The sequence below is a fragment of the Actinokineospora diospyrosa genome, from assembly GCF_024171925.1.
Classification (GTDB): domain Bacteria; phylum Actinomycetota; class Actinomycetes; order Mycobacteriales; family Pseudonocardiaceae; genus Actinokineospora; species Actinokineospora diospyrosa.
On the sequence record NZ_JAMTCO010000009.1, the window covers coordinates 264,647 to 283,126 of the forward strand.

Consider the following 18,480-nt stretch of genomic DNA (forward strand, 5'->3'; position numbering starts at 1 on the left):
CGAGAGGGGTTCTTTGCGTTTCAGGGCGTCTGCCACTTCTGGTGTCCAAGTATCTCGTATGCCGTTTCCATGGTGGATATCAAGTGTTCGATGTCGGCGCCTTCAATGGAGACCCACAGCGCGCCATCGGTACCCGCCGTGATGGCGATAGTGGCGTTGTCCTCGGCGCCGGATGCCGTCCGACCGGATGAGGCGGGTCGTGACTCAATCGTCGTGGCGGCCCCTCCCCTCGTCGTGGGGAAGGGAGGCGGGGTGCCTGGTCGTGGCGCCTGGTTCCGGGCGGGTTGTGGGGGTATTGCGGGTGTGGTTGTGGCGGGTCCCTGGCGCCTGTTTATGCTGGTCAGGGCAGGGAGTGCGGTGCGGGGAGGGGGCAGGGAAAGGTCCCTGGTTCCCGGTGTCGTCCCTGGCGTGTTCCCTGTGGGTGATGGCGGTGTTGATATCGTCGGTTCGGATGACCATGTGGCCGTCGGACTTGCGGGGTGGGATGCCGTGTTCGTCGAGTACGGCGCGGAGGTGGCGGGCGGTCCAGGGTTCGTAGACGTCAGGGTTGAGCGCGGCGAGTCGCGCCAGGACGGTCTGTGTGCGTACGCGGGTCTCTTGGTTGAGGACGTGGTGGATGTCGGCCAGCGGGTCGGGTGGTGCCTCGATTTCCAGGGGTGTGTGGCCAGTGGTGAGGGTGTGGGGGTGTTGGGCGCGTAGTGCCATGGCGCGGTGGATGACGGGGGTGACCATGTCGTTGCCGTCGTCAAAGGGAACGTAGAAGGTGCGGACCAGTTCAAAGGTGTTGTCGGTGACGCCGACCGCGACGCAGGTGCCCCGGTCGGTTTTCATGCGGAGTTCGGTCGCTCGGATACCGGCGCGGTATTTGCCGGAGCCGAGTAGTCCGTCGTTGGCGATGTGGTCGGCGACGGCGAACGCGACACCGCAGGAAATGTTACGGGTGATTTCCTTGGGGATGCTGTCCTTGGTGGGAGATTGGGTGGCAAGTAGCAGGATGATCCCGTACTTGCGGCCGCGCTTGATGAGCCGGACGGCCAACTCCTGCGCTTGTTTGCCGTAGCGGGGGTGCTGGAATAGTTCGTGGCATTCGTCGATGGCCATGACGAGTGGGTGCAGGCCAAGGCGGGGGTTGTCGGCGAGTCTGCGGGAGACCTTGGGGGGCCGTCCGGGTTGCTCACCGAGGACCTTGCCGCGCCGTTCCATCTCGCCCAGGAGGTCTTCGAGGGCTTGCACGGCGTCGGCGGCCACCGTGTCGTCCATCCCGACGCGGTAGCGGCTCAGGCGGGGTGCCAGGGGCTCGAAATCGGGGCTCTCGCCCATGACGTAGGCCCACAGTTCGGCGGTGGGGTCCAGGGCTGCCCCGAGGAGCAGCACCCGCAGAACGTTGGTCTTGCCTTGGCCGGGGCGACCGCCTGCGAGCCAGTTGGTTTCGATGAGGGGTGCGTTGATCACGGTGCCGCGTTGGGACAGGCCGAACGGGACGCCGTCGAACAGGTCCACGGTGCCCTCGTGTAGCAGGGGCCAGTCACCGGCACCGCCGGACAGGGTGCCCTTGTCGGCCACCCACAGGTCCAGCACCCCGTCTTCCTCACCGGTGGTGGGCCAGGTCTCCAGGGCGGCCCGCCCGAGGTTGGCGGCCAGGACCTTGCGGCGGTCGGTGACCATCTCGGCGGTCACCCCGAGAGGGAGCCGGACCTGTGTGTGGGTTCCGTCGCCGTCCTTGCGGGCGGGCACGCTGTAGAGGAGTTCTCCGCCGTTCTTGAAGAACGCTGCCAGTGGCGCGATTCCCAGGTGTGCCAACGCTTTTGAGATCATCCTTTCGTCCACCCAGGAGTCCGAATCGGTGCGGTCGGGGTGGGTGAGCCACCCGGCCCCCGGGGTGCGGTCACGGCCCTCCCACACGGCCGCGCCGAGAGCCCCGAGGGTGGCCAGCCACGGCAGCCACGACCACGCCACCGCCGCCGCGTCGGTGACCGCGTCCCGCAGGTCGTAGAGCCCCCGCAGCCACCCGGGCATGCCCTCCCGGCCGACCAGGGCATCCAACAACGCCAGGAGCACGACCAGGGCGGTCACCACAGAGGCGGTGACCAGCACGCGACGCACCGCCCCGCCGACCTTGGCCCATCGGGCACGAGCGTCCGACCGGATGAGGTCCTGCGCGGTACGCCGCGCCTGCGGGTCACCGGCGACCCGGGCCGCGCGGGCATCGGCCCGCAAGTCCGCGTAGGAGGCCCAACGCCACCCCCGGGACACCCACCGCCCCGCGCCCCGCACCAGGAACCACGCCAGCCGCCCCAGGTCACGGGGCGCCTTCCGGACCCGGTACGACACCACCGGCCGCACCCGAGCGAACATGTCCTGACCTGCGAAAACAGCCCGTATCCCCGCGGTGACCCCACTCCGCGGATTCCACCTTTTCCGTTGCGGTGTAACAGTTTCGTCGTCGACAATCTCCGCATCGAACACCTTGCGGGTGAGTTCACTGTCCGGCATCGACGCCACCGCCCCGATTCCGGCGCACAGTGATGTCCACTGTGGCGGTCCCATCGTGGTCACCGTCAGCGGTGATACCGGCGTTCACTTCGGCCGCGACCCGCGAGGACAGGCCCCGTGAACACCCGGTCACCGACCGGGCCCACGCTGGCGTCACGCTCACCCCCGGGGACCACTTCGCCCGCGCGTCGGCGACGTAGTCGGCCAGTAACTTCCGAGGACGCGGGCCCGGGCCGTCGGGCTGTTCATGAACCGGCGCCGCGTTCATGACCGGGTCGGGAACGTTCATGGCGCCGTCGGTGTGGTCGACGACCGGTTCGGGGTGCGCGGTCCGGTGTAGGTGGGAGGCGTGGGCGAACGCGGCGGTGACCGTCTCGGTGAGCTTGTCCCGTAGGTCGGTGATCGCCTCTGCGGCCACGAACACGACCATGACCGGCACCGAGTGCAGGACCACCCCCGACACCGACCCGGCCGCGTACGACGCCCACGTGTTCATCACGTAGGTGGCCGCCAGGGTGGCCCACTTGGCACGGTGCACCCACGGCCCGGTCCGCACCCGATACCGGGCGGTGACCTGTTCCGCCCGCAGGATCGCCAGCAGCACGAGCGACACCGTGGGGTCGAGCAACCATGCGGCGAGCCACACCACTGTCCACGGCGGGGCGCCGCCTGCGGCGAACTGTTGGACGTTGGTCATCGTGAAGGCCAGCCCCAGCCCGATCCCGGCCCAACACAGCCGGTCCACCTGGGTACGGACTTGCTCCACCCGCAGCGCCACTACGTCCGGGTGCGTCTGATAGGCCCGCGCCTGCGCCGCTGCGGCCGCGTCCTGGACCAGGCGCCGCGCTCGATCCTCGGTGGGCGTGCTCATCGGCGCCCCCGACGCTGCCGGCGTTCATGAACGCCGCCCCCGCTCACGGCCCGCACCAACGACCACGACGCGAACAACGCGGGCACCCCCAACGCCGCCACCCTCGCCCACCCCGTCGCGGCGGGGTGGGTCAACACCAGCCACTGAACACCGGCGATCACCAGCGCCCCGACCACCGTCCGCCCCACCAGCGACACCGGACCGCCGACCACCTCCGCCCGCAGAGCAGCCTCACGCGCCCGCCGCGCCGACGCACGCCAGCCCCACACCAGCAACGCCACCGCGACCACCGCGACCACGCCCACCACCACGGCAGGCGCCGCACTCGATCCCGCCGTCACAGCGCACCACCGACCCCACCGGCCGCGTCATCACGCCGCTGCGACCACACCGGGAACACCGCCCGCCGCTCATCCTCGGCAAGTGGCCCCCACACCCCACCCGACGCGTAGCCGTGGACCCGCAAGTCCCACTCCAGGCACTCACGCTGCACAGGACACGCCCCGCAGATCGGCACGACCAACTCCCGATCCGCCCGGTCATCCCCCGTCCACTCCGGCGTCTGCCCCGTCGTGGCCAACCAGCCGCACGTGCCATCGCGCCGCACCACGTCCACCAGCTGGCCCCCCGACAAGGCCGCAACCCCGTCCAGGTCGGCCGCAACCCTCTTCGCGATCTCCCGCCTCACAGGGCCTCACCCCCAACCGGGGCACCCGACAAGTGCGCCACCACGCACACCGGAACCCGCAGCCCACCCCGAGTCCGCACCACCGGCAGCACACCCACCCGCACCGCACGACACACACCAGCCCGGCTAACGCCCAGAAGCCAAGCCACTTGACCAACAGAAACACGATCAGAACGTGTGAATCTCATTGATATCGAATCCCTTGCTCGGCTGACCCGACCCCGATCGGAGTCGCTGCAACCCAGTAAGCCGCCCAGGGGAAACCTCTACTATGCCCACGCGGGAATGGGAGGATTCTCGTGTGGAATACTCCCAGGTCAAGCCTGTATGCGGCTAGGGATTATTCCGGGAAAGAATATCTGGGAGCCGATATTCTCTGGCGGAATAGTCGATCTCATTGTCACCGCGGAGTGTTAGCGCGAACGGGTGAACATCGGTCTCCCTAGCGCGGGTTTCGCGATCTCGAAACAGCCTCTGACCAGGCATTATGTCGTTGCTGGAATATCGTATTCTCGCGCTGATATAGACGGTCTTGAGAGGCCGTGCTTACTTAGCTTGCCCGTCCACCGGGGACGGGCGTATGTCCGCAATGAGGGAGCGCACGGCGATGGACGACAGTGGCCACCCATGATCGTCACCGCCACACTCAGCACGGGCATATCCCGCGTGACCAACGGGCTGTCGGAGTCGGTCAGCCTCATCGAGGACGTGTTGAATATCGAGCACGTGGACTGGGAAACGATCCTTCTGGTCGGCGACCACGAGTTCTATACGACCCCTGAGGGCCCTGTACCCAACAGCCAGTTTCGGGTCAGCGTCCGCCCATCCCTCGGCATTGCTGCACTCAACCACACCGACCACGACCGTGCCGATCTGCCGAACGTCAACTCCTACAACCCGATCCATCTCGGAAGACCAGCGGAACTAATCTTCAGTGGCACTACCGGGATGGTCTTTCCTCCCGGTAGTGCCATCACCATCGAGTCTGCGTATGTCGCGCTGATTGAATGGCTACAAACTTTTCAGCGCCCGGCCTGTGTCCAGTGGCGCCCTTCCAGCCCGAACTACCCAAGATGGCCAACCCGGGACTCGTAACAGACTAAGGAGGGCTGAACATGAGTGGCATCATCATCGGAAATGTAACAGTCCACACGCTATCCGGGGCGCACGCTGAACTGGTTGCCATTCGACCGACTCCAACGGCTTCCGAGGCTGAATGGAGATCGTACTATCGACGTAGCGCGACCGTGTATCGCAACCTGGTCGACGTAGACACGGGCCACAAGTTCGAACTGATGTACTGGTTCGAGAGGGAGGCAGAGAAGGCCAATCGACCGGACACCGAAGTTCCAAAGGATCAAGTAGACGTATTCCCATACAACAAGAGAATCCTGCGGCTCCGGACGCTGTCATCGTTGTTGCGTGATGTCCAGTCGTGTAGTCCGGGAGTAGGCGCGACGATATCCGAACGGTCCCGATATTTCGTGGTATGCGCGCGACTTTCTGAAGTAGTTGCGGAGCTAGATCGAAGGAATCACCACTTGGCTAGGGCGTACGCGTCAGGGTTCCGGGAAGCTGTCAAGAAACTCGAAAGCGGTGCAACGATGGCGTCCGCCCAGTCTGAGTAGGTCGAAATGGAACGAAGGTAGAGTTCAAAGACTCCGACACACAGAAATGGATCAATGGTTTACTCGACCCCGGGAGCGCGGGCGCTAGTGCTGGGCACTCTGATGCGAGATGCCCTGGATAACCTTCCTGATCCACATAAAGCTGTCGCCGAGCGTTGCGAGATGCACAGGTCTGATTTGTCACGCTTCCTGGCCGGAAAGCGGACAATCTCCGACGCCGATCTTGCTGTGCTCGCCGATATATGTGGATTCAGGTCACGGAAAGAACGAAACATTCTCTTAGAGCTCAATCGAAATCGTAGGCAGCCTGAATGGTGGCTGGGGCCATCCGGGCAAGAAGTTCACGACAAGGCGGAGACGATCCTCGAAAGCTTGAGCCGCGATGTCACCGTTTTTGCGCCTTTCGAGATTCCACGGGAACTCCACACGGAATCTCGTCCGCAACCCCGGTTTGAACGCGAACTCGGTAACGGAGTTTGCCGAACCTACTACATTGGCCTACCTGCATTGCAGCGGCTTAAACTGTCTACAAAGGCTGCGCAGGAACAGGCGCGACTTCTCTTCTGGCTTACTTCGGTCCTGACCATTCGACTGGTGATCGCCCCGGAGATCGGTTCGCCATTCCGAGTATTAGACCTCGTTGAATCCAGGACGATTGTCAAATTGGGCAATCGTGGCATAGGGGAACTGTACTTGGAGTCGCCGAGTGATGTTAGGTATTACAAGCGACTTATGGGTGGAATTAGTACCATGGCGGACAATGAAGACGAATCGCGTGTCCGTCTCGCTCAGATTGCTGACCCATGATGTCCGGAACTCTCGGAGGGTAGATAGTTGGAGCCTGTGAGGCCAGTCCGGCGGGCTGGCCTCACAGCTATCGTTCAAATTGATTGCTGTTCACGGGCTCGGTCTGAGTAAACAGTGATGTCACACTTCAACTCGATAGAAGAGCTTCCCCGTGTTTACGGTCGCCCCTAGCTTGTCATAAAACTTCTGGGCCCCACCGTTGCTTCTATCGGTTGTCCATTCGACCCGAGAGTAACCTTGTTCTGTGGCGATCTTAAGCAAGTGTTGCACGAGTGCTTTGCCAGCGCCTAACGTTCGGTGATTCTCCCGCACGTACAGTTCTTTGAGATACAGCGAACTGCTTGAGCCCGCAGCGGGCCACAGGGCTGAGAATGAAGCAAACCCGATCGCATCATTCGACATGTTGAAGGCGATGAGTATGCGAGCGCTTTTAAACTCGCTTCCTGACAGAATCTCCCGCGTTTGGCGCTCACGTTCTTCCGGAGACTCTGTCATCTCGTCACCGTAGTACTTGTCGATCTCGCCTAGCAGGTCGAGGATGTCCTTCAGGTCGCCCTCGGTGGCGAGGCGAATATCAACGTTGGACATCATTCTCCTGTCGATTAAGGTCGGCAACTGCGTCTCTTAGATCAAGTGCGGGTGAGCTCGAAAGGACGTCGCGCCGCAACGTATGCAACACCTCATTTGCACGTCCAGCGATCAGCCCTAGCGCCTGCGATCTACTAAGCGTTGTGATTACGTTTACGGCAAGCTCGGCCGCCGATCCGTCTTCGCCATCGTGGATCATGCACAGGGCTCGATCCAGATTCACCAACGCACGGTCCATGTAGTCGTCTTCTGGGTAAAGCTCAAGCGCCTGATCTAGAGCAACATGTGCGCTTGCAGTGGCCTTTAGGTGTGTCAGAGCGTTTCCTTGGTGAAACCGCAACTGGGCCAGATCATAGCCAAAGGCGGACGGGACTAGCAGTCCGGAATCAAGCCTTTCCAGTATCGTTTCAGCCCGGTTAACTGCTTCCACTGTCTCGTCTGCCCGGCCAAGAAGTCCATGAGCGCGCGCTTCTACCGCTGCGGCAAGGATTCCGCCGACGCTGACCTGCGCGGTGTGCTGTGCACGCTGCGCGGCCTCAATAGTGGCCTTTAGGTCTCCGGCATAGAAGTGGTAATACGCTTCCTGGGCATAGGTCCACGATTGAAGACTGCTATCGTTGGCCTCCGCCGCAACTAACTCGGCGGTCCTAACCCAATCCCGGGCGCCGGCCATGTTATTCAACTTGAGCAAGGTCAAGCTCATAAGCCCGGAAAGTTGAGCCAGAATTCGAGCATATCGTGTTCGCCGCTCGCTGCTTCCCGCGCTCAACATCAGGCCCCGCATCTCGCTAACCCTGGCTATGAGGTCGTCAAGTAGCACACCTGGGGAGCGGTAACGAGTTGCTTCTCCCAGTCGCGCTATATGGAGGTCCCACTCATCAATGCTTGCTTCTCGCATGAATCCCGCTGCGAGCGCGCCCGCAAGGTCGCCATGCAGGCGTGCTGCGCGCGATAGAAGTCCGCTGCTGCTCTCTACGCTTGACCGCTCACCGGATATGGGGTACGAGTCGTCCCATATTGAACGGGTGACTGCACCTTCGGCAAGGTAGTTCGCTGACAGAGGTACGGGCGTGGTGATTGCTCTCGTTTGCCCGGGAAAGTCGAACCAGAGCAAGTTGGGCGGCAGCTTTAGGATCTTTGCGTAGGTTCGCAGCGTGTCGAGGTTCTGTTCGGGCTTACCGTTCTCAAGCTTGCTAACCTGTGACTGAGTTAGGTCGAACCATCGGCCCACTAGATCTTGATTTAGCGCCTTTCCGAACAGGCGTACGTGGCTCGGGTGATAACGGTACGCCCTGACTACCTTTCCGATGTGCTGGGCGGCAAATGCAGCCCGAAAGTCGTCTGTTTCGAAGAAGTCGGGCTTGTGCGTGGCCGGAGTTCGAAGTTGATCGCGTTGATCCCGATGGCACCTAACGCACAAGCGTGCAGTGTTGTCGCTGGCAAGCGGCGAACGGCAGCCTGCACACCGGCGGCCCTCGGGGGCGCCTGGTGCGCTGTGCGAAGTATTAGACGGGCGCAAACCTATTCCTCTACCTCGTTCCTGGCGGTAGCCAGGTTGGAGGTGGTGGCTTGGCCGTGGCAGGTCATCGGGTAGACCTCGCCGAGTTCGCAAGGCGCGTGGCCACCAGTGCCGTCCTACTGCGGCTAGAGGTCACCTGACTCCCCAGAGGTTGGTGTGGACTACCTCTGACCAGCGTACATGCACGTCGTGTGCCCACGTCGTGTCTCGCAGTGAATGGGCGCGTTGCGCTCACGCTGGGGTGACAGGGGGCGTACCGACTGGACGGCAGTTTGCAGGTAGCCCGCCTAGAGCAATAGTCGCAGGTAGGTGCGGTGCTACGCTGTTGCTAGCTGACTCGTGTGGTGGTCATCCCATACGACCAGCCATGGCGCGACCGCGTGCGCGGCCTGCAAGTCCACATCCCGCTTATAGAGCGCGTGCCGCACCCGGTAGTTCGCGAGCCCGGTGATCTCCCCGGACGGCTGGTGGGTGCGCACCCCGGACGAGCCTGCGCCGCCCTCGTAGATGTAGTCGCCCAAGTGCAGGATCAGGTCCGGGCTCTCCTCAGCCATCCGCCGGTAAGCCGTGAAGTACCCCGCCTCGTAGTGCGAACACGACGCGAACAGCATCGTCAGCGCGGGGCTTGACCCGGTCGCGGGCGCAGTACGGGTCCTGCCTACCTGCGAGATGTGGCCGAGTGCGCGGAAGCGGTACCAGTACTCGCGCCCCGGGGCGAGGCCGGTCACCTCGATGTGCACGCTGTGCGCCCACGTCTGGGTCGCGGTGAACGTGCCGGACGCAGCCAACTGCGTGAAGTACTGATCAGTGGCCACCTGCCACTCGACCGCCGCGTTCGCGCTGCCCATCCCACCAAGCCCGTCGGCGTTGAGGGGGCTGGGCGCGAGACGGGTCCAGAGCACGAACCCGTCAGCACTGGGCTCACCTGACGCCACGCCAAGGGTGAAGGGATAGGCGACGGCGTTGGCGATGGAGGAACCCGCCAGTGCGACCCCAGCGCTGGCTAGACCGCCGATGAGGAAGGTCCTTCGATGCAGAGTCATGCATCTGTTCCTACGACGGTGGGTGGGAGGGGGCTAGGGCATGCGCCTGATGTTCATGTGATGGCTGGTTGGGGGTGGGGTTGGGGTACGGGGGGTTAGGGGGTGTTGATCGGGGTTGTTCGCGCTGTGGTTGCTGGTGCTGGATTGTTGGTGGGCTGTGCTGGGGGGCTTGTGGGTGCGTTGTGCGATGGCTGGTTGTCCACAACGGTTCTGGTTGTCCACAGGGTGTTGGTCGGTGCTGCCGTTGGGTCGGTGCTTCTCGGTAGGCTGTGTATTTGGGGGCTTTCGATCAGGTTGATCTTGACGCATGCCCGAGCTGGGGGTGCGGGGCAAGAACTTCGGGGCCTCCGCCTTCGGCTCCGGTGGACGGCCTCGTCGCCTGGCGGCGACCTCGGCCACCGGGATCGGACGCCTCGTTGCCTGGCGGCAACATCGGGCCCGATCCGCGACAATGCGAAAAGCTCGATGCGGTGGACCTGTTTTGCGCGGGGCCCCTACGACACCCGTGGCAGGACCGCAAAGCAGGGGCCGAAAAGCATGGCCCTGCTGCGAACGACGCTACGGGTGCCGTCCCCCCACGCAAAACAGGTCCACCCCATCGAGCAGTTGGCACCAGCGAGTCCGACTGTCCAGGCGCTGGGTTGGCAGGGCAGCCGAGAGCGGGCTGGGATGGCACCGGCCGTTCCGAGTGTCCAGGCGCTGGGTAGGTGGGTTGGGGCTGACCTGACGGGGGGCGGGTTGGCACCGCTGGGTCCGAGTGTCCAGGGGCTGAGCGGGTGGGTTGGGGCGGATCTGTTGGGGGTTGGGGTGGCGCCGCTGGGTCTGGGGGTTCAGGGCTGGGTTGGTGGGCTGGCTCGGAGGCTAGGTGGCAGCAGCGAGTTAGTTGGTCGTTGATGCCAGGACGCCCCACCTAGTTGGCCAGCCAGCTGTAGGAGCTGTTCAGTGGCTGCCTAAGTGGGATCGGACCGTGTGGCCATCTAGGTGGGGGATCGCCTATAGGTGGCGGGAGATCAGGCAACTGACTGGGGCGCGCCCCGCGCCGGGTGCGCCCCAGTCGGGTGCCTGCGTTAGCAGGACTTGATGGTCGCGAACAGTGCTACGAAGGTGTCTTCGGAGATGATGGGGATTCCGAGCTTCCTTGCCTTCGCGGCCTTGCCGGACATGCTGTCGGGGTCGGCGGCGATGAGGAGGCGGGTTTTCTTCGAGACGGAGGCGCCTACCTGGAGGCCCGCTGTTGTGGCGCGGGCTTCCCAGGTCTGGCGGGGTTCTCGGGTTTGGCCGGTGAAGACCACGGCGTCGCCGGGGGTTAGGTGGAAGAGGGCTTTGGCGAGGTCGTCTGGGGTTAGGGCTAAGAGGGAGGCGACCAGTTCGAGGTCTGCGGCTTCCTCCTGGGTGATCACTCGGTCGGACCAGGCGGCGTTGGCCAGGTCGGTCAGGTAGGTGCGGTGCAGGGCCAGGACGTCCGGTGGTTCTAGGCCGAGGGTCTGAGCGGTCTCCAGCAACTCCTGCTGCTCGTCCACCGACACGACCCGGTCTTGGAGTGCGCGGTCGAGGACCGCCAGGTACTCGTCGGCGTGTGGGGGGTGGCTGACGCGGGGGAGGTGGTCGACCAGTCTTGACAGGAAGGAGTGCTGGTCCTGGTGTGCGTGTCCGCGGGTTACCGGCTGGGCGGTGGTGCGGGGCAGGTCGGGCCACGGTCGGGTCTTGGCTTCGCGGAGGGCGTCTGACCACGGGGCGGGGGTGCCCGCGTGGGTCAGGTAGCTCGCCAGGAGTGCCGCGGTGGCTCGGGCGTCGTGTAGTGCCGAGTGGGCCTGGGACATCTCGACCCCGGCCGCGGTGCAGCAGGCGGAGAGGGTGCGGGCGGTGGTGGTGAGGAACTGGTCGGCCAGGCGCATGGTGCAGAGGGTGGGCATCGTGGGGAAGCCCGGGTCCACGCCGAGGCGGGTGTACTCGGCTTGCAGGAACCGGGCGTCGAAGGACACGTTGTGCCCGACGAGCACGCGGCCCGCGAGCAGGTCGGCCAGGGTGCCCGCGATGTCGTCGAAGAGGGGTGCCAGCCGGGCGTCCGCGGCGCGGATGCCGTGGATGTGCCCCGGTCCGAGGTCGCGGCGCGGGTTGACCAGCGTGCACCACTCGTCGGTCACCCGGCCGCGGTCGTCGAGCTGGACGATCGCCACCTCCACGACCCGGTGGTGCCTGCCGGGGGCGAGCCCGGTCGTCTCCACGTCGACCACGGCGTATCCCATTCGACCTCCATACGACCTGCGTTGCACTTGGGAGGCGTTTCGCGGCTGGGGGCCAGGCGTGTCACCGGTAGCGCGATGATCACCCAAATGGGCTAGCGCGCTGGCTGGCAAGATCGAATCATGGGTATCGGGGGCGTGTTCCGCGACCGCAACGCGTCGGTCTACCTGGGGGCGGTGGTCGTATCCAGCTTCGGTAGCGGAGCCATGTCGCTAGCGGCGGGCGTGTGGGTGATGACGCTGACCGACAACAGTTCGTTGGCGGCGTTGGTCATGGTGCTGTTGTGGGCGCCTACGCTGGCAGGGCCGTTCATCGGTGCGGCCATCGACCGGATCGGGCGTCACCGGGCTGTGCTGGTGGGGACCATGGCCGGCACCGGGGCGCTCATGTTGACGCTGGTGGCCGTTCGCTCTGCGGCGTGGTTGTGGTTGCTGTTCACGGTCATGTTCATCTACGGCATCGCCTATGTGGCCATCTTCGCCGCTGAGTCCGCCTTGCTTCCTCTGGTGGTACCGCCAACTCTGCTCGGCGACGTCAACGGGCTGCGGATGTCAGCGGCAGAGAGCACCAAGTTGATAGCGCCGCTGGTGGGCGCGGGCTTGTTCACCGCTTGGGGCGGGGGAGCGGTGGCACTGCTTGACGCTGTCAGTTTCGGTATCGCGGCCCTCTTGTGTCTCCTCATGAAGCCGGTAAGAGCGGCGCCGGTGAAGCGGGAGCGGATCCGGGTGCGAGACGGTCTGCGCTACCTGGCTGAGATGGTCCACCTACGCCGGGTCGTCGTCTCGGCTGGAGTTGCGCTTGTCTTGGCGGGCTTCGCGAGCACGATGACCTTCGCGCTTATCGACGAAGGGTTGGGGTTAGCGCCTGCGTTCGTTGGTGTCTTGGCGGCGGTGCAGGGCACGGGGTCTGTGGTGTCCGGGCTCGTGGCTGGCGCTGTGTTGCGCCGACTCAGCCCGCTCGGGTTCGCTGCCATTGGGCTTGCCTTGTTCGCCATTGGGGTCTTGCTGCGAATGACCAGCCTGTTGCCGCTCGTGCTTATAGGTTCTGTCGTGGGCGGGTTGGGGCTGCCCGCGCCGTTGGTAGCCGCGACCACCACGATGCAGCTGGATAGCCCGCCCGAGCTCTTGGCGCGGATCACCGGCTCCGTGCAGTTGGTCATGTACGCCCCCAACGCGCTTGCTCAAGCGCTTGGCGCTGTCGTGGTCGGGTTCGTCGACTTCCGGGTTTCCCTTGCCGTTGTCGGTGTCGTGGGGCTGGTGGCGGCGGGTTGGGCGGCGTGGACCGTCCTGGGGAGCCGGGAAGACCGTTCGCGCGCGCCAGTGGTGAGTTCGTAGCCCGGGTGGCCGAACTCCGCCAATGACGCTCAACGTGTGGGGCGGCGTAAGCGATCTTGGCGGTGGGACGACCGCGCCCGCGGTCGCCGACACGATGGGGAGACCATGCGCAAGCTCAGATTTGCTGCCTTAGCCGCCCTCACCGCGCTTACCCTGCCGGTCGCCCTTGCCGGTGTCGCGGCAGCGGGGACCACGGCCGCGGGAACCATCCGCGGTGACGTCAACGGGGATCGGATCGCTGACCTGGTGACGCTTGGCCCTAACGGCAGTACCTCCGCCTGCACCATCAAGGTCGCCTACGGGCGCGCCAACGGGACCTTTGGCACGCCTGTCGAGTCCCGCTACACCTCGCCGCAGGTGTCGGCGCCGTACTGTCCCGACCTGGCCGTGATCGTCGACCTGGGTGGCGACGGCACCAAGGAGATCGTCACCACCGGCTTCAGCTGGGGTGACGCGAGCAAGGCATTCTTGGTGCTGCGTAAGAACGCCAACAACAACACGATCCGCATAGTCACCACCTACCCCGGTTTGGCCTACCCGAGCACCATCCGCACGGCCGACTTCACCGGCGACGGTCGCCAGGACATCTGGGTGTCTTCCGACCAGAGCGTGCGGCTTCGCTCGTTCACCAACACCGCCTCGGGTGGCATCGAGCCCGGTTCCATCGACGTGTGCTCCCGGCGCCCCATTCCGCAGCACGTGATCGCGGACTTCGACGGTGACGGTGGCCAGGACATCCTGCTGTCGCGCCAGTGCGGCTTCGCCTACACCACTGCCGAGTTGAACTTCGGCAACGGTAGGCCTGCCGTCACCTTCGCCCGTGACGACGAAGGCATCGCCCAGTACGAGGTCTACGCGAACGAGCAGAACGGCGACGAAGCGCTCGACGTCGGCGTCATCACCTCTGTGGATGGCACCACCACCATCCGCCGGTTCCACAACGACGGCGCGGGCACTTTCTCCGAGGTGGCTTGAGATGGCAGGCATCCGCAAGCTCGCAGTAGTCGTCGCCGCTGTCCTAGTGGCCGCGTTCTTCCCCGCTAGCGCGGTGGCCGGGGGCAGTGAGCAACCGGTGATCGGTGACCTCACCGGCGATGGGCTGCCTGACCGCGTTACCTTCCGAACGGCGTGGGAGAACTACTGCGACATCACGGTGGAACTAGGCGCACCCGGCGGAGGCTACGACGGCGCCAACTACCACCGGTACGAGTCGCCCGTGGCATCAGAGCCGTACTGCCCCGACATGGGTGAGATCGTCGACCTCGGGGGTGACGGCACCAAGGAGATCGTCGCCACCAACTTCTGGGGCGGTGAGTACTCCCTGGTGGCGTTGCGCCCCAACGGATGGGGCGCGGACGTCCTCGGGGTCTACCGGGGTGTCAACTACCCCAACGCGATCCGGCAGGTCGACTTCACCGGCGACGGCCGCAAGGACGTCTGGCTCTACAGCGACCAGAGCTTCCGCATCCGCTCGTTCAACAACACCGCCGCAGGCGGGCTCGTGCAGGGTTCCGTGGACGAGTGCAGCGAAGGCTTGCCGCAGCACGTGTTCGCCGACTTCGACGGCGACGGCGGCCAAGACCTGCTCGCCGCGCTCAACTGCGGCACCCGCTCGGCGAAGTTGATCTTCGGTGGTACCCGCGCGCCGCTCGCCCTCGGGTCGATTTCCGGACCGGGGCCCCAGTTCCAGGTGTCGCTCGCCGACCACAACGGCGACCAGTACCCGGACCTGACAATCCTTGCGCCGCAACCGGACTACACTCGCGTTTCCGAGCGGTACGTCAACGACGGTAGTGGTGGTTTCACTCGACTGCCGTGACATTGCGCTGATCGCCGCTGCCCCTGCCGACAGGTGGGGGCAGCGGCCCGGTGAGGTGGATCTCATCGGGTAACGAACCCCGCCCGCGAGCGAAGCGACGATCATGCGAGTCGGACGGCTTGTCGTGGCGTTGGCAGTCGGGGTTGTTTCCACCCCTTACCTTATGCAGGCATTGGACCATCAACCTGAAGAACACTCGGCAGACCACATGCACGTTGTGGCCAACGCCGAGGCGCTCATCCCCACCGCGACAGAGCTACCGCGCGACGGTTGGGAAGCGACAGCGAGCACAGAGGAGACCTCGGGCGAGAACGGTCGCGCTTCGAACGTCCTCGACGGAGACCCTGGCACCTTCTGGCACAGCCAGTGGACAACGGCGGTCCCGCTACCTCAGTCGATCACCATCGACACCCGGGCTACCCAACGTGTGTCGGGTGTCGTCTATACACCGCGCCCCGGTGGGGGTAACGGCACTATCGGACGTTACGAGATTCGCCTCAGCCTTGATGGCACCACGTGGGGCACCCCTGTCGCCGCCGGTACCGCTGCCGACGACCCGACCGTGAAGACGTTCAGCTTCGCTGTTAGCGGCGCCCGGTTCGTGCAGCTGACTGCACTAACCGAGGCAGGCAACCGAGGCTCGTGGGCTAGCGCCGCCGAGATCGGCATCTTGGGTGACCCGGGCGCTCCCGCTCAGACGGTTCCGCTACCGCGCACCGGATGGACTGCCACCGCGAGCGACCAAGAGACGACCAACGAGAACGGCGTCGCTGCCAACGCGCTTGACGGTAACCCGGCCACCTACTGGCACAGTCGCTATGACGTGCTGGCCCCGTTGCCGCACAGCATCACCATCGACCTCAAGCAGCCGACTGTCCTCAACGGACTTGTATACCGGTCTCGCCCCGAGCCGACCCGCAACGGCAACATCGGCGAGTACCGGATCGCGGTCTCGACTGACGGCATCACCTTCGGCGCCCCGGTGTCGTCAGGGCGATGGGCAGACGACGCCTCGCTTAAGCACGCCCTCTTCGCGGGGCCAGTCACCGCTCGCTACGTGCGGTTGACAGCTCTAACCGAGTCCGGCAACCGCGGCGTGTGGTCCAACGCCGCCGAGATCGATCTCCTGGGCACGCCTACGAAGGTCGACCCGCCGCTGTCGCGCACCGGATGGGTGGCCACCGCTTCCACCACGGCGGCAGGACACCCTGCCGGTGACGCGGTGGACAACCGCCACACCACCTACTGGCAGAGCGCGAGCGCGGGCTCTCAGACGTTCACCGTCGACCTGCAGCGCGAGCAGAAGGTCTCCGCGATCGTGGTGACACCCGGTCCCGCTACCCGGATCACCAGCTATGCCGTGGCCCTGAGCACGAACGGCTCCACTTTCGGATCCCCGGTCGCGCAAGGGACCTGGGCGACCGACGGCAGCCCCAAGTCGGCCCAGTTCACCGGCAACGCCCGCTACATCCGACTTACCGTGCAAGGCGCCTCCATCACCGAGTTCTACGCCTATGGGCCTTCCACCGCCCCAGGTTCGGTGGCACCACTACCGCGCACCGGTTGGACTGCCGTGGCCAGTGACGAGGAGACGGCAAGCGAGAACGGCAGCGCCACCAACGTTCTCGATGGCAGCGACCGCACCATCTGGCACTCCCGCTACTCGACGACCACGCCTCTCCCGCACTGGATCACCCTTGACATGAGGGCAGCACAAACGGTCGCGGGTATCTCCGTGCGCCCCCGAGGCGATGGGGGCAATGGCAACATCGGCCAGTACCGCGTTCAGGTCAGCAGCGACGGCACTACCTTCGGCCCCGCGCTGGCTGAAGGCTCTTGGCCTGACAGCTCCAACGTGCAGACTGCCCTGTTGGACGTACCGGTCACCGCGCGCTACGTCCGGCTGACAGCGCTAACTGAGGCGGGCAACCGAGGCCCGTGGACCACCGCCTCGGAGATCAACGTGCTCACCCCCGCGGCCGCGCCCGACGCGAGCGTGCTCGGCTCGTGGGGACCGATGATCGGGTTCCCGCTGGTCCCGGTCGCCTCCGCGCTGCTGCCGAACAACAAGCTGCTCACGTGGTCCGCTTACGCTGCCGACACGTTCGGCGGCAGCAACGGCTACACCCAGACCGCGATCTACGACCTCACCACCGGCCAGGTCACCCAGCGCCGCATCGACAACACCGGCCATGACATGTTCTGCCCAGGTACGTCTACCTTGCCCGACGGACGCATCCTGGTGACCGGTGGCAGCAACGCCGACAAGGCGAGCATCTACAACCCCTACACCGATACCTGGACCGCGGCCGCCCCCATGCGCGTCGCGCGGGGCTACCAGGGGCAGACCACCCTGGCCAGCGGTGAGGCGTTCACCGTCGGTGGTTCATGGAGCGGGGGCGAGGGCGGCAAGCTCGCCGAGGTCTACTCGCCCGCCACGAACACCTGGCGCACACTGCCCGGGGTCCCCGCGGACCCATTCCTCACCGCTGACCCGCGAGGGCCCTATCGCGCCGACAACCACACATGGCTCTTCGCGGCCTCGGGTGGGCGTCTCTTCCACGCGGGACCCAGTAAGCAGATGCACTGGATCACCACCGCGGGCAACGGCACCGTGACAAATGCCGGGCTACGCGGCGACAGTGCCGACGCGATGAACGGCAACGCGATCCTCTACGACATCGGCAAGATCCTGACCGTCGGTGGCGCTACCGCCTACCAGGACGTCGAAGCCACCACCCGCGCCTACACCGTCGACATCAACGGTTCGAGCCCGGTAGTCACAAGAGTCGGTGACATGGCTCTAGGCCGTGCCTTCGCCAACAGTGTCGTGCTCCCCGACGGCAAGGTAGTTGTCATCGGTGGCCAGCAGCGGCCCGTGCCGTTCAGCGACCAGACAGCCGTGCTGACACCAGAGCTGTGGAACCCGGCCACGGGCACGTTCACCGCGCTAGCCCAGGTGGCGGTACCTCGCACCTACCACAGCGTGGCCAACCTGCTCCCCGACGGCCGCGTCTTCTCCGGCGGTGGCGGACTCTGCGGCAACTGCGCCACCAACCACTTCGACGGTCAGATCCTCACCCCGCCCTACCTGCTCAACGCGGACGGATCCCCCCGCCCGCGACCGGCCATCACCACGGCCCCGACCACAGCGGCCAACGGCGCCTCCATCCGCGTCGACACCGACCGCACTGTGACCCGCTTCGCGCTGGTCCGCACAAGTTCGGCCACCCACTCGGTCGACAACGACCAACGCCGGGTACCGATCACCCCGGTCAGCGTTGGCACTAACGCTTACCAACTCACCATCCCGGCCGACCGCGGCATTGCGCTGCCTGGGCACTACCTCCTGTTCGCGCTAGACGCGGCAGGCGTGCCTAGCATCGCTACCACCATTCGCATCGGCTAGGCCGTTAGACGCTTATAGGCAGGCCAGCGAGGCACGG

At 65.1% G+C, this 18,480-nt stretch carries 15 protein-coding genes; 7 read left to right on the forward strand and 8 right to left on the reverse strand.

The features are described from left to right. Window positions 1–204: 204 nt before the first annotated feature. From LV75_RS19315 to LV75_RS35555, 4 genes are all read right to left on the reverse strand, one after another. Window positions 205–2,355, reverse strand: coding sequence for a P-loop NTPase family protein (locus LV75_RS19315; RefSeq protein WP_253888344.1), 2,151 nt, complete (start codon window positions 2,353–2,355; stop codon window positions 205–207). A gap of 124 nt (window positions 2,356–2,479) precedes the next feature. Continuing rightward, entirely contained in the window at window positions 2,480–3,364 is an 885-nt protein-coding gene (locus tag LV75_RS19320) for a hypothetical protein (RefSeq protein WP_253888345.1), read from the reverse strand. Beyond that, on the reverse strand, window positions 3,361–3,705 hold the full coding sequence (locus LV75_RS19325) for a hypothetical protein (RefSeq protein ID WP_253888346.1): 345 nt from the start codon (window positions 3,703–3,705) through the stop codon (window positions 3,361–3,363). The genes LV75_RS19320 and LV75_RS19325 overlap by 4 nt, the downstream gene beginning before the upstream one ends. Further along, window positions 3,702–4,052 carry a WhiB family transcriptional regulator gene (locus LV75_RS35555; RefSeq protein WP_253888347.1) on the reverse strand — a complete coding sequence of 117 codons (351 nt, stop codon included), beginning with the start codon at window positions 4,050–4,052 and terminating at the stop codon, window positions 3,702–3,704. Before LV75_RS35555 ends, LV75_RS19325 begins: the two co-directional genes overlap by 4 nt. Window positions 4,053–4,679: 627 nt before the next feature. Between LV75_RS35555 and LV75_RS19335 the strand changes: the two genes are divergently transcribed. From LV75_RS19335 to LV75_RS19345, 3 genes are all read left to right on the forward strand, one after another. After that, a complete protein-coding gene (locus tag LV75_RS19335; RefSeq protein ID WP_253888348.1) occupies window positions 4,680–5,147 on the forward strand; it encodes an Imm1 family immunity protein in 468 nt (155 codons plus the stop codon). A gap of 20 nt (window positions 5,148–5,167) precedes the next feature. Further along, entirely contained in the window at window positions 5,168–5,680 is a 513-nt protein-coding gene (locus tag LV75_RS19340; RefSeq protein ID WP_253888349.1) for an AMED_5909 family protein, read from the forward strand. Window positions 5,681–5,767: 87 nt separating this feature from the next. Next, on the forward strand, window positions 5,768–6,487 hold the full coding sequence (locus LV75_RS19345; RefSeq protein ID WP_253888350.1) for a Scr1 family TA system antitoxin-like transcriptional regulator: 720 nt from the start codon (window positions 5,768–5,770) through the stop codon (window positions 6,485–6,487). 120 nt (window positions 6,488–6,607) lie between these two features. Here the strand turns inward: LV75_RS19345 and LV75_RS19350 are convergent, their stop codons facing one another. From LV75_RS19350 to LV75_RS19365, 4 genes are all read right to left on the reverse strand, one after another. Next, window positions 6,608–7,075: a GNAT family N-acetyltransferase gene (locus LV75_RS19350; RefSeq protein WP_253888351.1), complete on the reverse strand. Its 468-nt coding sequence runs from the start codon at window positions 7,073–7,075 to the stop codon at window positions 6,608–6,610. Continuing rightward, on the reverse strand, window positions 7,062–8,306 hold the full coding sequence (locus LV75_RS36015) for an NsdA family TPR-like regulatory protein (protein WP_486303606.1): 1,245 nt from the start codon (window positions 8,304–8,306) through the stop codon (window positions 7,062–7,064). Before LV75_RS36015 ends, LV75_RS19350 begins: the two co-directional genes overlap by 14 nt. Before the next feature lie 605 nt (window positions 8,307–8,911). Further along, window positions 8,912–9,637 carry an alkaline phosphatase D family protein gene (locus LV75_RS19360; protein WP_253888353.1) on the reverse strand — a complete coding sequence of 242 codons (726 nt, stop codon included), beginning with the start codon at window positions 9,635–9,637 and terminating at the stop codon, window positions 8,912–8,914. Window positions 9,638–10,704: 1,067 nt separating this feature from the next. Next, on the reverse strand, window positions 10,705–11,883 hold the full coding sequence (locus tag LV75_RS19365) for an exonuclease domain-containing protein (protein WP_253888354.1): 1,179 nt from the start codon (window positions 11,881–11,883) through the stop codon (window positions 10,705–10,707). 120 nt (window positions 11,884–12,003) lie between these two features. Here LV75_RS19365 and LV75_RS19370 point away from each other — a divergent pair, with 120 nt between their 5' ends. The 4 genes from LV75_RS19370 to LV75_RS19385 all read left to right on the forward strand — a co-directional run bounded on the left by LV75_RS19370 (window position 12,004) and on the right by LV75_RS19385 (window position 18,443). Beyond that, a complete protein-coding gene (locus LV75_RS19370; protein WP_253888355.1) occupies window positions 12,004–13,215 on the forward strand; it encodes an MFS transporter in 1,212 nt (403 codons plus the stop codon). 105 nt (window positions 13,216–13,320) lie between these two features. Further along, window positions 13,321–14,190 (forward strand): FG-GAP repeat domain-containing protein, encoded by an 870-nt coding sequence (locus LV75_RS19375; protein WP_253888356.1) that lies wholly within the window; start codon window positions 13,321–13,323, stop codon window positions 14,188–14,190. 1 nt (window position 14,191) lies between these two features. Continuing rightward, window positions 14,192–15,034 carry an FG-GAP repeat domain-containing protein gene (locus tag LV75_RS19380; RefSeq protein ID WP_253888357.1) on the forward strand — a complete coding sequence of 281 codons (843 nt, stop codon included), beginning with the start codon at window positions 14,192–14,194 and terminating at the stop codon, window positions 15,032–15,034. A gap of 208 nt (window positions 15,035–15,242) precedes the next feature. After that, entirely contained in the window at window positions 15,243–18,443 is a 3,201-nt protein-coding gene (locus tag LV75_RS19385) for a galactose oxidase family protein (RefSeq protein ID WP_253888358.1), read from the forward strand. Window positions 18,444–18,480 lie beyond the last annotated feature (37 nt).